Raw genomic sequence first — 21448 nt, 5'->3', positions numbered from 1 at the left:
GGTCGGGCCTTTTTGTTTCACGTTTGCGGCGCTTTTACTGGCGATGCCGCTCTTCGTGACCGCCTTGCGGCGGCGGGTTGCTCGGGTGAGGCGCCTCGACGTGCGGCGCCGGTTGCGGCCGCGGTTCCATGCGCGGAGCGGGCATCGACGGACGCGGTTCCATGCGCGGCGCCGGCTGCGGTCGCGGCTCCATACGCGGTGCAGGTTGCGGCCGAGGCTCCATGCGCGGCGCCTGCGGTTGCGGGCGCGGCATGTCGTGCACGGCGGGGGCCGGCGGACGGTACTCGTTCACACGGGGTGGCGCGACTTCGCGATGCGGCTCCGGTTGTGCGAAATCGGCGTGCGGTTGCGATTGCCCATGCTGGGCTGGCGACTGGAAATCGGGGCGCGGACGCGGCTGCGGAATCTGCGCGGTGTTGTCGAGCCGCGGTTGCGGCAGGGCGCGCGGCGCTTCGTTCCGGCTGCCGGGCTGCGCGCCCTGCGGCGTCGGCACACCTTCCGGATGTGGTACCGCCGCGCTTCGCACGGGCGGCAGCGCATTCTGGCCCGCCGCGTGAAGCGCGGTCGGCGGCGCAGGGCGTTGACGCTCCATCGGCGTGTGCGGCTGCATCCACGCGGGTGACGGCGTTTCGGCCGCGTGTGCATTGCCGATGCCCGCCGGACCGTTGTTCGCGACCGGCGGATGCGGGACGCCGTTGCCGGGGCCGAATGCCTGATGCGGCACCGGGTTGCCGGGCGCCTGCGGCATGCCGCCGTTGGCGAAATGCGCTGCGTTGGGGGGGGCGCCGTTCGCCGGCCGCGCGACATTCGGCATGCCCGGCATCGGTGTGCCAGGCCGCCCGGCCTGCACGGCGGCCGGCTGGCCTTCGCGAGGCGCGCGAGCCGGTTGCACGACGGGGCCGTGCGGATTCACGAGCTGCACGTTGCGCATCGCCCATGCGCCGCCGTCCGGCTTGCCCGGAATGCGGACCGGGCGAGCCGTATAGTCGGCCGGCACGTTCGTCTTCACGACAGGTGCGCCGGCACCCGGTACGCGCCCGCCTTGCTGCGCGAGGTGGGCCGCCGCATGGTCGCGATACGCGGCCGGCACGGCGGGATTGCGCGTCGCGACGTACGGGTGCTGGGCAATCGCGGCAGGCGGACGGTAGCTCGCATTGCGCAACTCGCCCGTGAAGCTCTGGCGCACCGGTGCAATGCCCGGTGTCCCCGGCGTGACGTGCGCGTTGCGCCATTGTTGCGGATCGATGTGCTGCGAGAAGTGCGCGACCGGCTGGCCGTGCACGAACGTGGAGGCCGGTACGGCCGTGATCGCGTGCGGCGCGCGGAAGTTCACGTACGTCTTGTTGATGTTGGTGACATTGGTGATGTTCGTCACGTTCACGGTCTTGTTCACGTTGACGTTGTTCACCACGACGTTGCGGTTCACGCGGTCGTAGTAGTGCGGGCTCCAGCCGCCCCAGCCCGGATGCCACGGTTCGCCCGGGCCGAGCGCGAACCACGCGCAGCCGGCCGCGGCGACGCCGCCCACCGTGAGCGCGACACTCCAATCGGGGCCGCCGCCACCGCCGACGAACGCGACCAGTGCCGGCGCATAGACCGGCGGCTGGCTGACGACCATCGGGCCCGGCACCCAGGCCCAGCTATCGTCAACGTATGCCCAGCGGCCGTAGTGATACGGTGCGAAACCCCACGGCGCGTCGTCGACCCACGTCCAGCCCCACGGTGCCTGCCAGATCCAGTGGCCGTCGTGATACGGCGCCCAGTCGGCCGGCGTGTCGTTCGGCACCCAGACCTGGCCGTAGTTCGGGGTTTCGCGCCACGTGCCGTTCGCGTCGAGATCCTGGTAGCCGGGGATGTCGCGGGACACATAGCGGGCCGATACCGAGCGCTCCTCGGCCGCGTCGCGGCTGGCGGCCCACTGGTCGAGCGGATCGGGGCCCGGGGCGGCGGATTGCTGCGCGACCTGCAGGTCGGTGCCCGTGAACACGACCTGCTGCCCGGGCGACAGCGGGTACTGGCCGTTGCTGCCGTAGACGGTCGCACTGCCGCTGCGCACCGTGACCGTCGTGCTCGCACCGTTCGGCGCGACGTCGACGCGATAGTCGCCGGGGCCCGTGATGCCGAGCGCGAGATTAGGCGTGTCGATTTCGTACGATCCACCGGCCGGCAGATCGCGCACGTGCGTCGATACGGTGCCGAGCCCCACTTTCAACTGGGTCGTCGTGTCGTCCAGGTTCAGCACCGACAAACTCGTCGATTCACCGAGCCGCACCGCGGTCGAGCCGATGTGCAGTTCCGAGCGCGCACCGGCATCGTTCCAGAGCTGGTCGCCGGTCGTCAGCGGCCGGTTCACGGCAGCATACGACCACGTATCGGTGCCGGCCGGTTCGGTCGTCACGGCGCCCGACAGGTAATTGAGCCGCGCGACACGGCTGGGTGGATCGCCGCCCGGTTGCCGTGCCGCAGCCGCATAGGGCGGCGCGCCGGCCGATTGCGCGAATGCGGGGGGCAGTGCCGCAAGCGCGACGAACGCGACCAGCGTGCAGCGGGCGGTTCGCTTGAGCGTGAACAGGGTGGCCATGGTGAGCGTCTTCGTCATTGTCGCGGCGCGTCGATTCGTGCCGCTGAGTTCACAATATCCGTTCGGCCTGTTTCAATGCTCGGTGTTTTGTAAGTCGAATGGCACGCGATGTAACAAAACCTGTCCATCGCGCGCCGTTGTCGTGCAGACGCAATCCGGGCGTCAAGCGGACGTAAGCCACTCGTCGAAAACCTGCTGTCCGGGCACTGTGACGCGCAGCACGCGCGGCCGTGCGGCGCGTTCGATCCAGCCGTGCGCGCAGAAGCGCTCGAGCAGCGCCGCACCGAGTGCGCCGCCGAGATGCGAGCGCCGTTCGCTCCAGTCGAGGCAGCCGCATGCGAAGCGCCGCCGGCGCGTGCGCTGCTGAGCGACGTCGATGCCCCATTGCTCGAGCGCCTGGGTGCCGAGCTCGGTAGTCTCGATCGCATCGCCGTCGGCAAGCAGCCAGCCGCGCGCGGTGAGCCCGTCGAAGATGCGCACCGCGAGTTCGCCGGCCATGTGGTCGTAGCAGGTGCGCGCATAGCGCAACTCGGCCGGAACCGTGCGGGACGGCGCCGGAACCGGGCGATGCGGCGCGGCTGCGCGGGCGACGTTCGCGAGCGCCTCGAGCGATGCCGCGATGTCGGCCGATGCGATGCGGTAGTAGCGGTGCCGGCCGCGCACGTCGAGCGCGAGCAGGCCGCCCTCGGTCAAGCGCGCGAGATGGGCGCTTGCGGCGGACGGCGACAGCCCCGCGATCATCGTCAACTCGCCTGCCGGTCGCGCGCTGCCGTCCATCAGCACCCACAGCATCGCGGCGCGCCCCGGGTCGGCGATCAGCGAGCCGATGCGGCTCAGGCCCGGAAAGTGGTGGTCGTCTTGGTCGGTCATCGTCGTGTCTCGTCAGGCGGGATGAGCTTCAGTGTAGTGGGCGCGCGCATGCGATGTTTCGCTTTTGGCTGAAATGTCGGATGCACTGGCGCGGGCGTCGGCGATGCGGCGGACCCCGGCTGCGGCAGCTTGCGGCGCGCGCGTAGAATGGCCGAAAGCGGCCGCAGCGGGCGGCCGCACGGGACACGATGCAATGATGAAGACGATTTTCTGTTTGCTGGCGGCCGCGCTCGTCTGCGCGGCCTGTGTGCAAGGCGGTGCGGGCGCGTCCGGCGAGCGCGGCGGCAGCATCGAGATGTACGGAACGATCGATCAGGGCATCACGGTGCGTCGCTGACCGAGGCGGCCGTGCGCGCGCTGGGCATATCGCCGGAAGCCGCGCCACACGGGGCGCCCCGCGACGCGTTGCCGCAGTGCAACGTATAATGGCCCGATTACAGCGCCCCTGCCGCCTGGAGCCAACAAGATGTCCCAACCGTCCCCCGTACCGGCCGCCCTCGACCGCACCGAAACCGTCTTCCGCTTCCTCGCCGAGCCGTCGTCCGTGAACTTCGGCGGCAAGGTGCACGGCGGCGCGCTGATGAAGTGGATCGACGAGGTTGCGTATGCGTGCGCGGCCGTCTGGTCGAGCCGCTATTGCGTGACGGTCAGCGTCGGCAACATCCGTTTCCAGCGTCCGATCATGGTCGGCAATCTGGTCGAGCTGAAGGCGCGCGTCGTCGCGACGGGCCGCACCAGCATGCACATCCATGTGTCCGTGCATGCCGGCGATCCGAAGGGCGGCATGCTGCGCCAGACGACCGATTGCCTCGTCGTGTTCGTCGCGGTCGACGAGAACGGCAACCCGGTGCCGGTGCCGCCGTTCGTGCCCGAGACCGACGAGCAGAAGGTGCTCGCGAAATATGCGGCCGACGTGCGGGCCGCGCTCGACAAGATCGTCGAGATGAAGCCGGAAGAGGTCGCGAAGGGCGCGGTCTGACCGCTGCGGGCGCCGCGCATCGCGCCGCGCCCGTCATCCTGCCTCTTCCTGCCGTAACTGCGGTTACTGCCGTTACTGCGTCCCGATCATCTGCTCGGGACGTACCCACGCATCGAATTCCGCCTCGGTCAGGTAGCCGAGCGCGAGCGCGGCCGCCTTCAGCGTCGTGCCTTCCTTGTGCGCCTTCTTCGCGATCTGCGCCGACTTGTCGTAGCCGATGTGCGGATTGAGCGCCGTCACCAGCATCAGCGATTCGTTCAGCAGCAGGTCGATCCGCGAGCGGTTCGGCTCGATGCCCACCGCGCAGTGGTCGTTGAAGCTCTGCGCGCCGTCGGCGAGCAGCCGCACCGACTGCAGCACGTTGTGCGCGATCATCGGCCGGAACACGTTCAGCTCGAAATTGCCGCTTGCGCCGCCGACGTTGACCGCGACGTCGTTGCCGAACACCTGGCAGCACAGCATCGTTACGGCTTCGGACTGCGTCGGGTTCACCTTGCCCGGCATGATCGAGCTGCCCGGCTCGTTTTCCGGAATCGACAGCTCGCCGAGCCCGCAGCGCGGCCCGCTCGCGAGCCAGCGGACATCGTTCGCGATCTTCATCAGGCCGGCCGCGACCGTTTTCAGCGCGCCGTGAGCGAACACCAGCGCATCGGCCGCTGCCATCACCTCGAACTTGCTCGGCGCCGTCACGAACGGCAGCTTCGCGAGCCGGCCGATTTCATCGGCGACGCGCACCGCGAACTCCGGATGCGCGTTCAGCCCCGTGCCGACCGCGGTGCCGCCGAGCGCGAGTTCGTACAGGTGCGGCAATGCCGATTCGACGTGACGGATGCCCTGGTCGAGCTGCGCGACGTAACCGGAAAACTCCTGGCCGAGCGTGAGCGGCGTCGCGTCCTGCAGGTGCGTGCGGCCGATCTTCACGATGTCGGCGAACGCCTTCGACTTCGCGTCGAGGGTCGTGCGCAGCGTGCGCAGCGCCGGCAGCAAGTGGTTGACGATCGCGTACGCGGCCGCGACGTGCATCGCGGTCGGAAAGACGTCGTTCGACGACTGGCCGCGGTTCACGTCGTCGTTCGGATGAACCTTGCGCGCTTCGCCGCGCTCGCCGCCCATCAGTTCGCTCGCGCGATTCGCGATCACCTCGTTGAGGTTCATGTTGGTCTGCGTGCCGGAGCCCGTCTGCCACACGGCGAGCGGGAATTCGCGCGGATGCTTGCCGGCGATGATCTCGTCGGCCGCGTCGATGATCGCGCGCGCCTTGTCGTCGGCCAGCACGCCGAGCGACTGGTTCACGGCCGCCGCGGCGCGCTTGACGATCGCGAGCGCGTGGATCAGCTCGGGCGACTGCTTCTCGGTCGAGATCCGGAAATTCTGCAGCGAGCGCTCGGTCTGCGCGCCCCAGAGCCGGTCGGCCGGCACGGCGATCTCGCCGAACGTATCGCGTTCCATCCGAACTGCTTCGTTCATGATCCACTCCTCCAGAAAAGGGGAAAGGCCGCGCGTGGTCGCGCGGCATCAGACGTAATCAGACGTATCGTGAGGCAGTCGCGCCGCTTGCGCGGCGTCTCGAGATCTTCAGCCGACTAGCATAGCGCCGGCCCGGATTTCGCGTCTTGTCGCGTTCAGTGCGGCGACGTCACGAGCGACGCGCTCTTCAGATGAAAGCGCCACGCCATCAGCACGGCCACGCTGGCGAGGCCGGCCGCGAGGCCCCACCAGAGGCCGCGGGCGCCGAGGCCCACATGGAACGCGAACCAGTAGCCGGTCGGAAAACCGATGCCCCAGTAGCCGAGGGTGGCCGCGAGCATCGGGATGCGCGTGTCCTTCAGGCCACGCAGCGCACCCGACGCGACGGTCTGCGCGCCGTCGACGATCTGGAACACCGCGGCGATGCCGAGCAGCGACGCGGCGAGCGACACGGTGGCCGCGTTGGCCGGATCGTCGAGGTTCAGGTACAGGCCGACGATCGCATGCGGCGCGACGATCAGCACGATGCCCGACAGCGTCATGAACGCGACACCGAGGCCGAGTGCGACGAAGCCGGCATGCCGCGCGGCGACGGGCGCCCCTGCGCCGACCCAGTAACCGACCCGCACGTTCGCGGCCTGGCCGATCGCGAGCGGCACCATGAACGCCACCGACGCGACGTTCAGCGCGATCTGGTGCGCGGCCAGCGACGTCGCGCCGAGCACGCCGACCGTCAGGCCGGTCGCGAGAAACAGCGTCGACTCGACCCCGTACGTGATCGCGACGGGCCAGCCGATGCCGATCAGCTCGCCCATCATCGGCAGCTTCGGGCGGGCGGCCGTGACGAAATGACGGAAGCGTTGCCGGCCGTGCAGCAGCCAGATCAGGGCGAATGCGGTGAGCCAGATCGTGATCGTCGTCGCGACCGCTGAACCGAGGAAACCCAGGCGCGGCAGCCCGAACGCGCCGTGGATCAGCCCGTAGTTCAGCACGCCGTTCACGCCGACGCCGCCGATCGACACCCACAGCAGCCGGCGCGCCGCGCCGATCGCCGGCAGGAACGCGCGCATCAGCCCGACGCCGATCAGGCTGCCGAGCGCGGCGAAGCGCAGGATGCCGGTGTATTCGCCGACGTGATGGGCGAGCAGCGGCGGCTCGTGGAACATCAGCAGGATCGGTTCGGACAGCGACAGGGCGATGACGGCCGGAATCGCGAGCAGCACGGACAGCGCGAAGCCGGTCCAGTAGATGTGCGGGACGCGCTCGTCGGCCTTGGCGCCACGCGCATGCGCGACGCTGACGCTGACCGACGACAGCACGCCTTGCAGCACGGTCACGATGACGAAGAAGAAGTTCGCCCCGAGCCCGCCCGCCGCGAGCGAATCGGGGCCGAGCGAGCCGAGCAGCACCGTGTCGGTGACGCTCATCGCCATCTGCGAGAGCTGCGCGATCGCGAGCGGCGCGGCGAGGCGCGCGGTATCGGCGGCATGACTGGACAGGGACGGCGGCGCGGCGGCCGTCCGCGTAAGACCGGAATGCGACATGGAATGGGCGCTCGCGCGGGTGCGGGCCCGCGCTATATGTATTTATTTTGAGAGACGGCTAGCTTACGGCTTTATTCGAACGGTGTCGAACGCGCGCGCCGATGGCCATGTCGCAGGCAGGGGGAACCGTCGGCCCTAGGCTTCGCGCACTGCAATGCGCGTGTCGCCGAGCAGGACGACCTGGCCCGCGCGGATCTTGCAGGTCTTGCGCAGCTCGACAGCGCCGTCGACTTTCACCGCGCCGGACGCGACGATCAGCTTCGCGGTGCCGCCGCTATCCGCGAGGCCGGTGATCTTGAGGAGGTTGTGCAGCTCGACGTATTCGCCGGTCAGCGTGAAATCCAGATTGGGCATGACGAAGGAGGTGCGCATTGCGCGGGAGGAATCGCCTCGCATCATACGGCACCGCGGGCCGGCGCGCGAGCGCGGCCGGCTGCGGCCCTCAGTTGTGAGGGAGTGTGAGCCATTCGTCAGCAAATGAAACGGTGGGTAACAGTCTGAGAGATTCGAGAACCGGCCGCGCGGGCCGCGGGTCTTTTGTCGTACCTGCTGCGTGTTGCGGCGGGGGACGCAACGGACCGCATCGCTGCGGTTCGGGCGCACAACTTCCTGAGGAGAATTGCCATGTCCAAGATTCGTACGATGCTGATCGGTGCCGCGTTGACGGCGTTCGCCACTTCGGCCGCATTTGCCCAGACGGGTACGGCGGTGCAGGGTGCAGCCGGTGCCGGCGTACAGGCGCAGACGCCGGCGGCCGGTGCCGGCGTGCAGGGCGGTGCGGGCGCGAACGCGTCGGGTAATGCGGTCGGCGGCGCAACCGATGCGGTCGGCGCGGCAGCCGATGGCGCGAAGGAGTCGACGTCGTCGGCTGTCCACTCGGCCAAGAAGCACACGAAGCATGCCGCGAAGTCGGCCAAGAGCCATGTCGGCTCGGCCAAGGCGAAGGCCGGCGAAGCGACCGAAGGCGGTGCGTCGGTCGGTGCCGAGGGCGGTGCATCGGCCCAGGGCGCCACGCAGTAAGGCGCGGCAGGCGCCGCGCGACGCTCGCCCTCGACGGCGCGTCGCGACGGCGGCCATCCGACGGCCCGGTTCGCGTTGCGCGAACCGGGCTGCTTTCATTGGTCGGTGCGATCGGGCGCGCCGTTACGGCCGCCGTTGGCTTTGCCCTTGGCCCGGCTGACCCTGCGCCGGCCGCGCGGCCGTCGGGGTGAAGACGTTGCGCAGCCACGCGGCGAGCCGGGCGAAGACGTCGTACGGTTCCTCGACGAAGATCTCCGGCTTCAGCAGCCGCAGGTACTCCATGATCTGCTGCGCTTCCTGCTTCTGGAACGAGCCGTGCGCGAGCCCGAGCCGCAGCAGCCCGCGCAGTTCGCCGAGCTTGTCGCGCGCGGTGCTGCCGACGCTCATCTCGCATGCGAGCTTGGCCTCGTAGACCCGTTGTCGCAGCGATTCCGCGAGCCGCCACGCAGGCGTCTGCATCAGTTCCTCGAGCGTCTGGATATCTTGCGCGGCCCCCTTGATCTGCGAGGCGAGCGGATCGATCAGCGACGGGTCGCCCTGCGCTTCGGCGACGATCGCTTTCGCCCAGTCGCGGCAAGCCTTCGCGAGTTCGTCGGGGGTCCATTCGGAGCGTGACGCGAAGCCGAAGCCGAATTCACCGGCCTGTCGCATCAGGATCGCGACGACGTCCGGAAATTCCTTGTCGAGCGTGCGTTTTGCCCACGCGTACTGGCCGCCCTGCAGCATCCGCTGCACCGCGTGCTCGGTCAGCGGCACCATGTTGTCGAGCAGCTTGGCGCGCAGGAAATCCTCGAACGACGGCGTCGCGAACTGCGGGTCGAGTTTCAGCGACACGCGGACGAACGCGTCGTAGTCCTTGCGCAGGGACTCGAGCGTGTCGTCCTTGAGGGAAAGGGTGATCTGGCCCATGAATCGTCTCGATGGCGGCCCGTGCCAGCCGGCGGCCGGCACGGCGCACCGGGACGGGCGCAGCGTCGACTGACCGGTGCGCGCCGAGGCCGGTGGCGGGTATTCATTCCCTATATCGGCGCGCCGGGCGGAAACTTGAGTACGAATGACCGAGTGAGTACTCAGGCGGGCAGCCAGTGGGGCAGCACGACCCCTTGCCAGAAAAAGAACACCGCGAGCCCCGCCGCGATCGTCACGAGCGGGCGGCGGGTGGCGGCCGACACGAGCACGGCGGCGAGCGCGCCGACGAGCTGTGGATTGCGCCAGGTCAGCTCGGCGGTGCCGCCGTGCGGCGAGACGACCATCGGCACGATGATCGCGGTCAGCACGGTGACGGGCACGAAGCCGAGCGCGGTCCGCACGAGCGGCGGGAAGGTCAGCCGTTCGCCGAACAGGAACAGCGTCGAGCGGATCGCGTAAGTGATGACGGCCATCCCGAGGATCAGCAGCGCGTAGCTCACGATGCGGCCTCCGTGCGCGAGCCGGCGCGCGTGCGTTCGTGCAGCAACGTGAGCGCGACACCGACCGCGACGCCGGCGGCGACCGCGCCGAGCAGCCCGAGCTTGTACGGCCAGCCCTGCCAGAAGTACGCGAGCGTGCCGGCCGTCACGGCTGCCGCGAAATAGCGCAGGGTGCCGAGTTGCGGGACGACGATCGCGATGAAGGTTGCCGCCATCGCGAAATCGAGGCCAAGCGACTGCAGGCCCGGGAATGCCGCGCCGAAGCCGATGCCTGCGAGCGTCCAGATCTGCCAGTTCAGGTACATCGCAAGCCCCGAGCCGAAGAAGTAGTGGGGGCCGATCGCGCCCGGCGGGAAATGCCGGTAGTGCGCGTAGGCGACCGCGAACACCTCGTCGGTCATCAGTGCGCCGAGCGTCGCACGCCAGCGCAGCGGCAGGTGGGCGACATAGGGCGCGAGCGTCGCGCTGTACAGCAGGTGACGCAGGTTCACGATCAGCGTGGTCGCGAGCACGACGACGAAGCTCGCGCTGCCCGCGATCAGGCCGAGCGCGATGAACTGCGCGGAGCCCGCGAACACGGCGAGCGACATCAGCGCGCCATGCCATGCGGCGAGCGGGCCGCCGCTCACGAGCGTGCCGAAAATCACGCCGAACGGGGCGGCGCCGATCATCATCGGGATCGTGTCGCGCGCACCGTCGAGCCATTCGTTCAATGGGCGGCGGGCAGGCGATGCGGGTATCGGATTCAAAGGGTGCTCCTCCATGAACGGGAGGATAGCGGGCAAGGGGGGTGCCGGCTTGTATGTTCTTGCGCTTGCGGGACGGCAGTATCGCGGTGGCGGGCCGGACGCTGCGCGTCAGCTCGCCTGCCAGCGCCCGGGCGGCACGCCGAACATGCGTTTGAAATGCCGGGTGAAGTGGCTTTGGTCGACGAAGCCGCTGGCCGCCGCGACGTCGGCGACGGGCACGCCCGCGCGCAGCGGCGCCAGCGCGCGCTGCAAGCGCAACTGGTTGCGCCACGCATGCGGCGGCATGCCGGTCGTGCGGGTGAACAGGCGCGCCGCGTGAAATGGGGACAGGCCGGCCGCCTGCGCGACTTCGTCGAGTGTCACCGTGCACACGAGGTCGGCGGCGAGCCGCTCGCGCATGACGTCGACGCGCGGTTCGTCCGCCGCGAGCGGCGCCGGTCGCGGCTGTGCGTCAGCATGGCGCACGATCAGCGTCGACAACGCATCGAGCATCGCCGTTTCGGCGGCGAGCGGATCGTAGGCGCGCGGTGCGCCGCTCGCCGGATCATGAGCCGGCTGCCCATGTGCCTGCAAGGGCAGTGCGCGCTCGCTGCCGGCCTCCATCATCCGGTGCGCCAGCGTGAGCCGGGCCGCAAGATCGGCGTCGCGAATCACGCCGGGAGCAAACCACGGCGCGTCCTGCGGGCGGCCGGCGATCGAACAGGTGAGTTCGCGAATGAATTCGACCGGCATGTAGCTGACGCGATAGCACCAGCCTTCATCGGCCGCGCGCGACCCCGTATGCACCTCGCCGGGATTGATGACGGGCACGGAGCCGGTTTCGGCGACATAGCCGCTGCCGCGATAGGTGAAGCGTTCCGCCCCCTCGAGAATCACGGGGATCGTGTACGCGTCGTGCCAATGGGGGGCGAACGCATGATCGCGATAGGTGGCCGTGAGGAGATCCGCGTCCGGCAGCAGCGGCGTGCGCCAGTAGCGTGCGGAGTCGGGAAGGCGGGTGGCGGACATGATCGGGCGCGGGAGCGGTCGAATCGACAGTGTATCGCTCGCGCGCCCGGCAGGCGCGGGCTTTACTTGACCGGAATCGTCGTGCCGGCCGGCATCGGTACCGCGGTGACGGCGTTCTTCGGGCTGCCGCTCACGATGCGGTCGCTGTAGGTCAGGTAGACGATCGTGTTGCGCTTGGTGTCGACCACGCGCACGACGTGCAGGGTCTTGAAGATGAACGACATGCGCTCGCTGAACACGTCGGTCTGCTGCTTGAGCGGCTCCTTGAAGCTGATCGGGCCGACCTGCCGGCATGCGATCGACGCTTCGCTCGGATCCTCGGCGACGCCGAGCGTGCCCTTGATCCCGCCGGTGCGGGCGCGCGACACGTAGCAGGTCACGCCGTTCACGATCGGATCGTCATACGCCTCGACGACCACGCGATCGGAGCCCGTGACGCGGAAATGGGTGTTGACGCTGCCGACTTCCTCCGCGTGCGCGAGCGGCGCCGCGGCGAACGCGGAAAGCAGGAGGGCGAAGGGGGCTGAGCGGAGGAGGCGGTGCTTCATCGACGGAACCGGATGCGAATGCGGGACAGAGACTCTAGCATGCGCGCGCGACCGGACGACGAAAGCCGAATGGTGGGCCGGAAAAACAAAAGGCCCGTCGAATGACGGGCCTTTCGCTATTTGGCTCCCCGACCTGGGCTCGAACCAGGGACCTACGGATTAACAGTCCGGCGCTCTACCGACTGAGCTATCGGGGAATAAATCGGTACATCTGCATGCGTGTTTGTCTACCAGCAAAAAGCCCGTCCACTTTCAACGGGCCTTTGCGTTTTTGGCTCCCCGACCTGGGCTCGAACCAGGGACCTACGGATTAACAGTCCGGCGCTCTACCGACTGAGCTATCGGGGAACAAACAACAACAGCAGAGAAACGAGATTATATGGAGCGTTGATCAGGTCGTCAATACTTTTGAGCCGCGGCGCATAAAAAAATTTCTCGGCCGCTGCGCGATCAGCGCTCGAGCAGGTGCAGCTTGTCCTGCACGTCCTTCCACTCGTCCGCGTCGGCGGGTGCCGGCTTGGTCTTCGTGATCGACGGCCAGTCCTTCGCCAGCTCGGCGTTCAGCGCGGTGAACTGCTGCTGGTCGCCCGGAACGTCTTCTTCGGCATAGATCGCATTGGTCGGGCACTCGGCGACGCACACGGCGCAGTCGATGCACTCGTCCGGATCGATGGCGAGAAAGTTGGGACCTTCACGGAAGCAATCCACCGGGCACACATCCACGCAGTCCGTGTATTTGCACTTGATGCAGCCTTCGGTCACAACGTGAGTCATTAAAACGCTCCTGCTTGGCGGTATATATGGGGTGGCGTTTGCGCCAAAACTGGCATTGTAACTGAAGCGCAAAACCCGCATGGCGTGGTCGGCTATCCGGCTTATATCGTTTCGTGATTAGTTTATGGGGCCGTCCACGGGGCGCTGAAGGGACGCCCCGGCGGCAGTGCGTGTCCGATACGCCGGAACGGGCAGTGCGGCCGGAGCGTGGCGGCAGGCGGTTTCACGATGGTCGGGCCCGCATTCGGGTAACATGGCCGGCAGACCGGGCGGCGCGCGGTGCGCCGGGGCCCTGTCACGATATTGGCGCTGCCGTCATCATGATCATCACTTCGCTGCTCGACACGGATCTCTACAAGTTCACGATGATGCAGGTCGTCCTGCATCACTTCCCCGCTGCAAGCGTCGAATACCGTTTCCGGTGCCGCACGCCCGGCGTCGATCTCGTGCCGTACATCGACGAGATCCGCGACGAGGTGCGCGGCCTGTGCGCGCTGCGTTTTTCCGACGTCGAACTCGACTACCTGCGGCGGATGCGTTTCATCAAGAGCGATTTCGTCGACTTCCTCGCGCTGTTCCACCTGAACGAGAAGTACATCTCGATCACGCCGTCGCCGAAGGGCAACGGTGAAATCGACATCGAGATCACGGGGCCGTGGCTGCACACGATCCTGTTCGAGATCCCGGTGCTCGCGATCGTCAACGAAGTGTATTTCCGCAATACCCAGCGCGAGCCCGACTATCGCGAGGGCCGCGAGCGGCTGCGCGAGAAGATCAAGCTGCTCGGTGCGAAGCCCGAATTCGCCGACTGCAAGATCGCCGACTACGGCACGCGCCGGCGCTTCTCGAAGGTCTGGCACGAGGAGGTCGCGCTCACGCTGCGCGACGGCCTCGGCCCGCAGTTCGCGGGCACCAGCAACGTGCTGTATGCGATGAAGCACGGCATCACGCCGCTCGGCACGATGGCGCACGAGTACCTGCAGGCCTGCCAGGCCCTCGGCCCGCGGCTGCGCGATTCGCAGATCTACGGCTTCGAGATGTGGGCGAAGGAATACCGCGGCGACCTCGGGATCGCGCTGTCGGACGTCTACGGGATGGATGCATTCCTGAACGACTTCGACATGTACTTCTGCAAGCTGTTCGACGGCGCGCGCCACGATTCGGGCGATCCGTTCGAATGGGGCGAGCGGATGCTGCGTCATTTCGAGATGAACCGTTGCGACCCGCGGACCAAGGTGCTCGTGTTCTCGGACGCACTCGACATCCCGAAGGTCATGCAGTTGTACGAACGTTTCCGCGGCCGCTGCAAGCTTGCGTTCGGCGTCGGCACGAACCTCACCAACGATCTCGGCTACGTGCCGCTGCAGATCGTGATCAAGATGGTCCGCTGCAACGGCCAGCCGGTCGCGAAGCTGTCGGATTCGCCGGGCAAGAGCATGTGCGACGACAAGGCGTATCTCGCCTACCTGCGCCAGGTGTTCGGCATCGCGCAGCCACTCGAGGAAGACGCGTCGAAGTAAGCGTCGGCCGAACGGCCAAAACTGCGTGGCGGCGAGGTCGGCCGGTATAATCCGACGGTATCGCCCGCCAACGTCACGAGGACCGTTCATGGACACTTCCGCTGCCCGTCGCCAGATCCTCGCGCGCATTCGCGCGGCGCAGGGGCGTGCGGCCGAACCCGATGCGGCCGAGCGCGACGGCGTTACCGATTATCTCGCCCGTCATCCGGAAGGCCCGCGCCCGCCGGCGCCGGCCGATCTCGTCGCTGCGTTCGTCGACGAAGCGGTACGCCTGTCGACGACGGTCGACGAAGTCGCGACGCTTGCCGACGTACCGGCCGCCGCGGCTCGCTACCTTTGCGCCCACGGCCTGCCGACGCAGGCCGTCGCGTGGCGCACGCTGGCCGATTTCGACTGGGCGGGCGCAGGCCTGTCGGTCGAATGCCGCAAGCCGCGCGACGGCGATCTGGTCGGCCTCACCGGCTGCTTTTGCGCGACGGCCGAAACGGGCTCGCTGGTGCTGCTGTCCGGCCCTGACACCTATGCGTCGGCCGGCCTGCTGCCGGAAACGCACATCGCGATCGTTCCCGCGTCGCGGATCGTCGCCGGTCACGAAGACGCCTTTGCGCTGATCCGCTCGGAGCGCGGCGAATTGCCGCGCGCGGTCAACTTCGTATCGGGCCCGTCGCGCACGGGCGATATCGAGCAGACCATCGTACTGGGCGCGCATGGCCCGTACCGCGTTCACGTGATCGTCGTACGGGGCGCATGACGCGCCCGCTGCATCCACTACCACTCGAACAAGGAAGTTCTGCATGAAACGACATGCCGCCTGGGCGGGCATGGCGTCGGGGATCGCGCTTGGCGCCGTCCCCGCGCTTGCATCGGCCGCAACGCTCGACGGTGCCACGCTGTCCGCTCTCTGGGGCATCCCGTTCGCCGGGATCCTGCTGTCCATCGCACTGTTCCCGCTCGTCGCCCCCGTGTTCTGGCATCACCACTTCGGCAAGATCGCGGCCGGGTGGGCAGTCTTGTTCCTGGTCCCGTTCGCGTTCGCGTTCGGCGCGGGTACCGCGTTCGGCACGCTCTTGCATGCGCTGCTCGAGGAATATATCCCCTTCATCGTGCTGCTCACCGCGCTCTATACGGTCGCGGGCGGCATCTGCGTGAACGGCAACCTGCACGGCACGCCGAAGCTGAACACCGCGATCCTCGCGCTCGGCACGGTGCTCGCCAGCGTGATGGGCACGACGGGCGCCGCGATGCTGCTGATCCGGCCGCTGCTGCGCGCCAACGACAACCGCAAGCATGTCGTGCACGTCGTGATCTTCTTCATCTTCCTCGTCGCGAACGCGGGCGGCTCGCTGTCGCCGCTCGGCGATCCGCCGCTGTTCCTCGGTTTCCTGAATGGCGTGAGCTTCTTCTGGACGACCACGCACCTTGCGCTGCCGATGCTGTTCATCTGCGCGGTGCTGCTGACGCTGTTCTTCGCGCTCGATACGTACTTCTACCGGAAGGGCGGCGAGGAGCGGCCGGTCGCGCTCGACCCGACGCCCGACAGCGACCGGCTGTCGATCGACGGCAAGATCAATTTCGTGCTGCTCGCGGCCGTGATCGGCCTGGTGCTGATGAGCGGCATCTGGAAGCCGGGCGTCACGTTCGACGTGTGGGGCACGCACGTCGCGTTGCAGAATTTCGTGCGCGACGTCGCGCTCGTGGGCGTGACGCTCGCGTCGCTCGCGCTGACGCCGCGTTCCGCGCGCGAGGGCAACGCGTTCAACTGGGCGCCGATCGAGGAAGTCGCAAAGCTGTTCGCGGGGATCTTCGTGACGATCGCGCCGGTGATCGTGATCCTGCGCGCCGGTGCCGACGGCGCATTCGCGCAGATCGTCGATCTCGTCACGGGGCCGGACGGCAAGCCGATCGACGCGATGTACTTCTGGGCGACCGGCATCCTGTCGTCGTTCCTCGACAATGCGCCGACCTATCTCGTGTTCTTCAACCTCGCGGGCGGCGATGCGCAGTCGCTGATGACGACCGGCGCGTCGACGCTGGCCGCGATTTCCGCAGGCGCGGTGTTCATGGGCGCGAACAGCTATATCGGCAACGCGCCGAACTTCATGGTGAAAGCGATCGCCGAATCGCGCGGCGTGAAGATGCCGAGCTTCTTCGCGTATCTCGGCTGGGCGCTGGTCGTGCTGATACCGGTATTCCTGCTGACGTCGTGGATCTTCTTCTCGGCGTAAGCTGACGATTTTCAACCTAGAACGGGCGGTCCCGGCGGCGCATGGCGCGCGGCGATCCGTCCGTGGCATGCGGAGATGGCGATGCAGAAGATCCTGGTCGCGCGTCCGATCTTTCCGGACGTGATCGAGCGGCTCAAGCAGTATTTCGACGTCGACTGGAACAACGGCGACGCACTCGCGCCCGACGCGCTCGCCGCGCGTCTGGCCGACAAGGACGGCGCGCTGACGGCCGGCGATCCGGTCGGCGCGGCGGAGCTCGCGGCAGCGCCGCGCCTGCGCGTCGTGGCGAACATGGCGGTCGGCTACAACAATTTCGACATGGCCGCGTTCAACGCGGCGAATGTGCTCGGCACCAACACGCCCGACGTGCTGAACGAGTCGACCGCCGATTTCGGCTGGGCGCTGATGATGGCCGCGGCCCGACGGATCGCCGAATCCGAGCACTGGCTGCGGGCCGGCCACTGGCAGAAGTGGGCGTACGACGGTTTCCTCGGCAGCGACATCTACGGCTCGACGCTCGGCGTCATCGGGATGGGGCGCATCGGCCAGGCGCTCGCGCGCCGCGCGCGCGGTTTCGGGATGCAGGTGATCTATCACAACCGGTCGCGGGTCGCGCCCGAGATCGAGGCCGAGCTCAATGCCGAGTACGTGTCGAAGGACGCGCTGCTCGCCCGCGCCGATCACGTCGTGCTCGTGCTGCCGTATACGAAGGAGAACCATCACACGATCGGCGCGGCCGAGCTCGCGAAGATGAAGCCCACCGCGACGCTGACCAACATCGCGCGCGGCGGGATCGTCGACGACGCGGCGCTGGCCGTCGCGCTGCGCGCTGGGACGATTGCCGCGGCCGGCCTCGACGTGTACGAAGGCGAGCCGACGGTCCATCCGGCGCTGCTCGAGGTGCCGAACGTCGTGCTGACGCCGCATATCGCGAGCGCGACCGAAAAGACGCGCCGCGCGATGGCGAACCTCGCCGCCGACAACCTGATCGCCGCGCTGGGCGAAGGGCCGCGCGCTGGGCAGCCGCCGAATCCGATCAACCCTGACGTGATCGGGAAGCCGCGCGCATGACGATGACGTTGTTGCTTGCGGCGGTCGTCGTGCTGGCCGTCGCGCTTGCGGTGGCGATCGTCGCGCTCGTGCGTGGCGGGGGCCGCCACGACGATGCGGCGATACTCGGCGACCAGATCGAGGACGCCGCGCATGCGCAGGCGCGCGCAGTCGAGCGGCTCGAACGCGAATTGCGCGGCGAGATCGTCGAGAACGCGCGCGGCTCGCGCACCGAGCTGGCCGGCAGCTTCGCGCAGCTTCAGCAGACGCTCGCCGCGCAACTGACGAGCGTCGCGACCGTGCAGAACAACCAGATCGAAGGTTTTGCACAGCAGCTCGGCAAGCTCGTCGCCGGCAACGCGCAGCAGTTCGACGCGATGCGCGAAAGCGTGCAGCGCCAGGCGCAGCAGGCGCGCGAAGAGCAGACAGGCGCGCTCAGGCTGTTCGGCGACACGTTGAACCGGCAGCTCACGCAACTGACCGAAGCGAACGACCGCCGGATCGGCGAGGTGCGCGCGACGCTCGAACAGCGGCTGAAGGAAATCGAGACGAACAACGCGGCGAAGCTCGAGGAGATGCGCCGCACCGTCGACGAGAAACTGCACGCGACGCTCGAGCAGCGGCTCGGCGAATCGTTCAAGCTCGTGTCGGACCGGCTCGAGCAGGTGCATCGCGGGCTCGGCGAGATGCAGACGCTCGCGGCGGGCGTTGGCGACCTGAAGAAGGTGCTGACCAACGTGAAGACGCGCGGCACCTGGGGCGAAGTGCAGCTCGAGGCGCTGCTCGAACAGATGCTGACGCCCGAGCAGTACGCGAAGAACGTCGCGACGGTGCCGAAGAGCAGCGAGCGCGTCGAGTTCGCGATCCGGCTACCGGGGCGTGAGGCCGGCACGCGTGACGCGCCGCCCGTGTGGCTGCCGATCGACGCGAAATTCCCGCGCGAGGACTACGAGCGACTGATCGACGCGCAGGAGCGTGCCGATGCGGTAGCGGTCGAGGAAGCGGCTCGCGCGCTCGAGGCACGCGTGCGGCTGGAGGCGCGCACGATCGCCGAGAAGTATGTGGCGCCGCCGCACACGACCGATTTCGCGCTGCTGTTCCTGCCGACCGAGGGGCTCTATGCGGAGATCCTGCGTCGTCCGGGGCTGACCGACCTGCTGCAGCGCGACTATCGCGTGACGGTCGCTGGCCCGACGACGCTCACCGCACTGTTGAACAGCCTGCAGATGGGTTTCCGTACGCTCGCGATCGAGCAGCGGTCGAGCGAGGTGTGGCAGGTGCTCGGGGCGGTGAAGACGGAGTTCGGCAAGTTCGGCGACGTGCTCGCGCGAACGAAGTCGCAGCTCGAAACGGTCACGCGCTCGATCGAGGCCGCCGAGCAGCGCACGCGCGTGATGAATCGCAAGCTGAAGCAGGTCGAGGCGCTGCCGGGCGATACGGCGGCAGGGCTGCTGGGTGCGGAAGGGGCCGACGGTGCCGATGCGGACGACGCATGACGCACATGGCCGACATCGGCTGGAAAGCAAAAACGGGCGCCGCGGCGCCCGTTTTCTTTTGACGCGATGGCCGGCGCGGCCGGCTCGCGGTCAATGCCCGGCGAGCGTATCCAGTGCGTCGCCCGTGACGCGAACGATGCGCCAGTCGGGCAGTACGGTTGCGCCCATCTTTTCGTAGAAATCGATCGCCGGCTGGTTCCAGTCGAGGACCGACCATTCGAAGCGCCCGCAACGGCGCTCGACGGCCAAGGCTGCGAGGTGACGCAGCATCGCGGTGCCGAGGCCCGTGCCGCGCTGCGACGGCTGCACGTACAGGTCCTCGAGATAGAGGCCGCGACGGCCGAGGAACGTCGAATAATTGTGGAAGAACAGCGCATACGCGACGATCGCGCCGTCGTGCTCGGCCACCCTTGCCTCGGCGGCAGGCTGCTCGCCGAACAGCGCGTCGGCGAGATCGGCCTCGGTCGCGACGAACAGGTGCGCAAGTTTCTCGAACTCGGCCAGCTCGCGCATCAGCGCGAGGATCGCGCCGACGTCGCGTGCCTGGGCCGCGCGGATCAGCGGTGTGCCGCTCACGCTTCTTCCGGCGGGTCGGACAGCACGATCTCGATGCCGCCGAAGCGCGATGCGACCCAGTTGTATGCGTGGCACGCGATCCACAGCAGCACGAAGCCGAGGATGGCGTTCAGCAGCAGCGCGCTCAGGATCGTGCTCAGTTCGACCATCCCGTAGCGGACGTAGGCGACGAGAATGCCGAGCAGCACGATCGGCACGCTGAACGTCAGGTAGACGAGGATCAGCGCTTTTGCGGTCTGCCCCGCTGCGATCGACGAAATTTGTTTCTTCATGTGCGGATTGCCCCCGTAGAGATATACCGATAGTGGAATTCAGATCAGGCCGTCGAGCGGCAGGATGTCGACCGGGGTGCCCGCGTCGACTGCCGCGGTATCGTGGCCCAGGACGATGAAACAGTTGGCGGCCGCGAGGCCGCTCAGCGACGCGGAACTCTGCGAGCCGGCCGGTGCGACGTGCCAGCGGCCGTCGGCGGCGCGCGTCGCGACGCCGCGCAGGTAGTCGGTGCGGCCCGGGCGCGTCTTCAGCGCTTGCGTGCTGAGTGCGGAATGCATCGCCGGCGGCTGGGCCTGCGCGCCGGCCAGCGTCAGCAGCGCGGGGCGCACGATCGCGTAGAACGTTACGGCAGACGCGACCGGGTTGCCGGGCAGCCCGAAGAACAGTGCGTGACCGGCGCCGTCGGCGGCGCGTGCGAGCGTGCCGCACGCGAGCGGCCGGCCGGGACGCAGCGCGACGCTGGCGAACGTCACGTCGCCGAGCCGTGCCATGACGTCACGCGTGAAGTCGGCTTCGCCGACCGATACGCCGCCCGACGTGATCACTGCGTCGGCCTGCGCGGCGACCGCGCCGCGCAACGCGGCTTCGAGTGCGGCCGGGTCGTCGCGGACGATCCCGAGATCGACAACGTCGACATGCAGCCTTTCGAGCATCGCGATCAGCATCCCGCGATTGCTGTCGTACAGGGTGCCGGGGCCGAGCGGCTCGCCGGGCTCGCGCAGTTCGTCGCCGGTGGAGAACACGGCGACGCGCACGCGTCGGCGCACCGAAACCTCGGTGACACCGAATGACGCGAGCAGGCCGAGATCGGACGGCCGCAGGATGCGGCCCGCGGCGAGCGCGCACGCGCCGCGCGCGAGATCCTCGCCGGCCTTGCGGCAGTTCGCGCCGCGCGCGATGTCGTGCGCGGCGAAGTCGATCGTGTCGCCGTCGACGCGCACGCGTTCCTGCGGAATCACCGTGTCGCAGCCGGCCGGCATCGGCGCGCCCGTCATGATGCGCACGCATGATCCGGCCGCCACGGCGCCGTCGAACGGATGGCCGGCGAGCGCGGTGCCGGCGACCGCCAGCGTGACCTCCGCTTGCGGCGATGCGTGCGTGCCCGTACTGCCGTCGAACGCGTAGCCGTCCATCGCCGAGTTGTCGTACGCGGGAATGTCGAACGGGGCGTTCACGTCGGCCGCGAGCACGCGATCGAGTGCCTCGCGCAGCGCCACCGTGTCACACGCGTCGACCGGCACCGCGAAGCGGCACGCGAGCGCCTGCGCGTCGGCGAGCGACAGCGGGGCATCGGAATCGGGTGCGGTTCGGGGGGCGGGCGAGGATTGCGTGATCATCAGTCGGACTGCGCCGCAAGGC

Annotated in this window: 22 protein-coding genes and 2 tRNA genes; 8 read left to right on the top strand and 16 right to left on the bottom strand. The window is 68.2% G+C overall.

Annotated elements, in window-relative coordinates; all coding sequences use genetic code 11:
- Positions 1-34: 34 nt before the first annotated feature.
- Entirely contained in the window at positions 35-2581 is a 2547-nt protein-coding gene (locus LGM89_RS17650) for a DUF6600 domain-containing protein (protein ID WP_226273649.1), read from the bottom strand.
- Positions 2582-2743: 162 nt separating this feature from the next.
- Complete coding sequence (locus LGM89_RS17645; protein WP_226273529.1) at positions 2744-3451, bottom strand: ArsR/SmtB family transcription factor; 708 nt, start codon at positions 3449-3451, stop codon at positions 2744-2746.
- Positions 3452-3644: 193 nt separating this feature from the next.
- Here LGM89_RS17645 and LGM89_RS17640 point away from each other — a divergent pair, with 193 nt between their 5' ends.
- Positions 3645-3788, top strand: coding sequence for a hypothetical protein (locus tag LGM89_RS17640; protein ID WP_179254789.1), 144 nt, complete (start codon positions 3645-3647; stop codon positions 3786-3788).
- A 129-nt stretch (positions 3789-3917) separates the two neighbouring features.
- Positions 3918-4430, top strand: coding sequence for an acyl-CoA thioesterase (locus LGM89_RS17635; RefSeq protein ID WP_039370920.1), 513 nt, complete (start codon positions 3918-3920; stop codon positions 4428-4430).
- Positions 4431-4502: 72 nt separating this feature from the next.
- On the opposite strand, the gene fumC is transcribed toward LGM89_RS17635, so the two are convergent.
- From fumC to LGM89_RS17620, 3 genes are all read right to left on the bottom strand, one after another.
- Positions 4503-5897: a class II fumarate hydratase gene (fumC, locus tag LGM89_RS17630; RefSeq protein WP_226273528.1), complete on the bottom strand. Its 1395-nt coding sequence runs from the start codon at positions 5895-5897 to the stop codon at positions 4503-4505.
- 155 nt (positions 5898-6052) lie between these two features.
- Positions 6053-7441, bottom strand: coding sequence for a multidrug efflux MATE transporter NorM (gene norM, locus LGM89_RS17625; protein ID WP_226273527.1), 1389 nt, complete (start codon positions 7439-7441; stop codon positions 6053-6055).
- A 135-nt stretch (positions 7442-7576) separates the two neighbouring features.
- Entirely contained in the window at positions 7577-7795 is a 219-nt protein-coding gene (locus LGM89_RS17620; RefSeq protein ID WP_006486208.1) for an RNA-binding S4 domain-containing protein, read from the bottom strand.
- A gap of 270 nt (positions 7796-8065) precedes the next feature.
- Between LGM89_RS17620 and LGM89_RS17615 the strand changes: the two genes are divergently transcribed.
- Positions 8066-8461, top strand: a complete 396-nt coding sequence (locus LGM89_RS17615) for a hypothetical protein (RefSeq protein WP_089494352.1) — start codon at positions 8066-8068, stop codon at positions 8459-8461.
- A 123-nt stretch (positions 8462-8584) separates the two neighbouring features.
- On the opposite strand, the gene LGM89_RS17610 is transcribed toward LGM89_RS17615, so the two are convergent.
- From LGM89_RS17610 to fdxA, 8 genes are all read right to left on the bottom strand, one after another.
- Positions 8585-9370 carry a DUF4088 family protein gene (locus LGM89_RS17610; RefSeq protein ID WP_089494353.1) on the bottom strand — a complete coding sequence of 262 codons (786 nt, stop codon included), beginning with the start codon at positions 9368-9370 and terminating at the stop codon, positions 8585-8587.
- A 161-nt stretch (positions 9371-9531) separates the two neighbouring features.
- Positions 9532-9870 (bottom strand): AzlD domain-containing protein, encoded by a 339-nt coding sequence (locus tag LGM89_RS17605; protein WP_226204662.1) that lies wholly within the window; start codon positions 9868-9870, stop codon positions 9532-9534.
- On the bottom strand, positions 9867-10634 hold the full coding sequence (locus LGM89_RS17600; RefSeq protein WP_226273648.1) for an AzlC family ABC transporter permease: 768 nt from the start codon (positions 10632-10634) through the stop codon (positions 9867-9869). The genes LGM89_RS17605 and LGM89_RS17600 overlap by 4 nt, the downstream gene beginning before the upstream one ends.
- Before the next feature lie 93 nt (positions 10635-10727).
- Entirely contained in the window at positions 10728-11627 is a 900-nt protein-coding gene (locus LGM89_RS17595; RefSeq protein WP_226273526.1) for an AraC family transcriptional regulator, read from the bottom strand.
- A 62-nt stretch (positions 11628-11689) separates the two neighbouring features.
- Positions 11690-12175 (bottom strand): CreA family protein, encoded by a 486-nt coding sequence (locus tag LGM89_RS17590; RefSeq protein ID WP_089455827.1) that lies wholly within the window; start codon positions 12173-12175, stop codon positions 11690-11692.
- A 121-nt stretch (positions 12176-12296) separates the two neighbouring features.
- Positions 12297-12372, bottom strand: a tRNA-Asn gene (locus LGM89_RS17585).
- Between the two features lie 75 nt (positions 12373-12447).
- Positions 12448-12523, bottom strand: a tRNA-Asn gene (locus LGM89_RS17580).
- A gap of 102 nt (positions 12524-12625) precedes the next feature.
- Positions 12626-12949: a ferredoxin FdxA gene (fdxA, locus tag LGM89_RS17575; RefSeq protein WP_011351384.1), complete on the bottom strand. Its 324-nt coding sequence runs from the start codon at positions 12947-12949 to the stop codon at positions 12626-12628.
- A 320-nt stretch (positions 12950-13269) separates the two neighbouring features.
- Between fdxA and pncB the strand changes: the two genes are divergently transcribed.
- The 5 genes from pncB to rmuC all read left to right on the top strand — a co-directional run bounded on the left by pncB (position 13270) and on the right by rmuC (position 19240).
- Positions 13270-14469: a nicotinate phosphoribosyltransferase gene (gene pncB, locus LGM89_RS17570; RefSeq protein WP_226273525.1), complete on the top strand. Its 1200-nt coding sequence runs from the start codon at positions 13270-13272 to the stop codon at positions 14467-14469.
- Between the two features lie 88 nt (positions 14470-14557).
- A complete protein-coding gene (locus LGM89_RS17565; protein ID WP_089494357.1) occupies positions 14558-15220 on the top strand; it encodes a LutC/YkgG family protein in 663 nt (220 codons plus the stop codon).
- Between the two features lie 43 nt (positions 15221-15263).
- Positions 15264-16694, top strand: a complete 1431-nt coding sequence (locus LGM89_RS17560) for a sodium:proton antiporter (RefSeq protein ID WP_226273524.1) — start codon at positions 15264-15266, stop codon at positions 16692-16694.
- Between the two features lie 81 nt (positions 16695-16775).
- On the top strand, positions 16776-17765 hold the full coding sequence (locus LGM89_RS17555; protein ID WP_089425869.1) for a 2-hydroxyacid dehydrogenase: 990 nt from the start codon (positions 16776-16778) through the stop codon (positions 17763-17765).
- The gene (rmuC, locus tag LGM89_RS17550; protein WP_089430778.1) at positions 17762-19240 is read left to right on the top strand and encodes a DNA recombination protein RmuC; all 1479 of its coding nucleotides are present in this window, start codon (positions 17762-17764) and stop codon (positions 19238-19240) included. The genes LGM89_RS17555 and rmuC overlap by 4 nt, the downstream gene beginning before the upstream one ends.
- A gap of 90 nt (positions 19241-19330) precedes the next feature.
- On the opposite strand, the gene LGM89_RS17545 is transcribed toward rmuC, so the two are convergent.
- From LGM89_RS17545 to glp, 3 genes are read right to left on the bottom strand one after another with little or no spacing between them, the layout of a single operon-like run.
- A complete protein-coding gene (locus LGM89_RS17545) occupies positions 19331-19816 on the bottom strand; it encodes a GNAT family N-acetyltransferase (protein WP_089424836.1) in 486 nt (161 codons plus the stop codon).
- Positions 19813-20088, bottom strand: a complete 276-nt coding sequence (locus tag LGM89_RS17540) for a hypothetical protein (RefSeq protein WP_006401288.1) — start codon at positions 20086-20088, stop codon at positions 19813-19815. Before LGM89_RS17540 ends, LGM89_RS17545 begins: the two co-directional genes overlap by 4 nt.
- Before the next feature lie 39 nt (positions 20089-20127).
- Complete coding sequence (gene glp / locus LGM89_RS17535) at positions 20128-21426, bottom strand: gephyrin-like molybdotransferase Glp (RefSeq protein ID WP_226273523.1); 1299 nt, start codon at positions 21424-21426, stop codon at positions 20128-20130.
- Between the last annotated feature and the right edge of the window lie 22 nt (positions 21427-21448).

It is taken from the genome of Burkholderia sp. AU31624 (assembly GCF_020420065.1).
Taxonomy (GTDB): domain Bacteria; phylum Pseudomonadota; class Gammaproteobacteria; order Burkholderiales; family Burkholderiaceae; genus Burkholderia.
The sequence above is the reverse complement of the archived record's forward strand: the minus strand, read 5'-3'. Positions and strand labels throughout refer to the sequence as shown.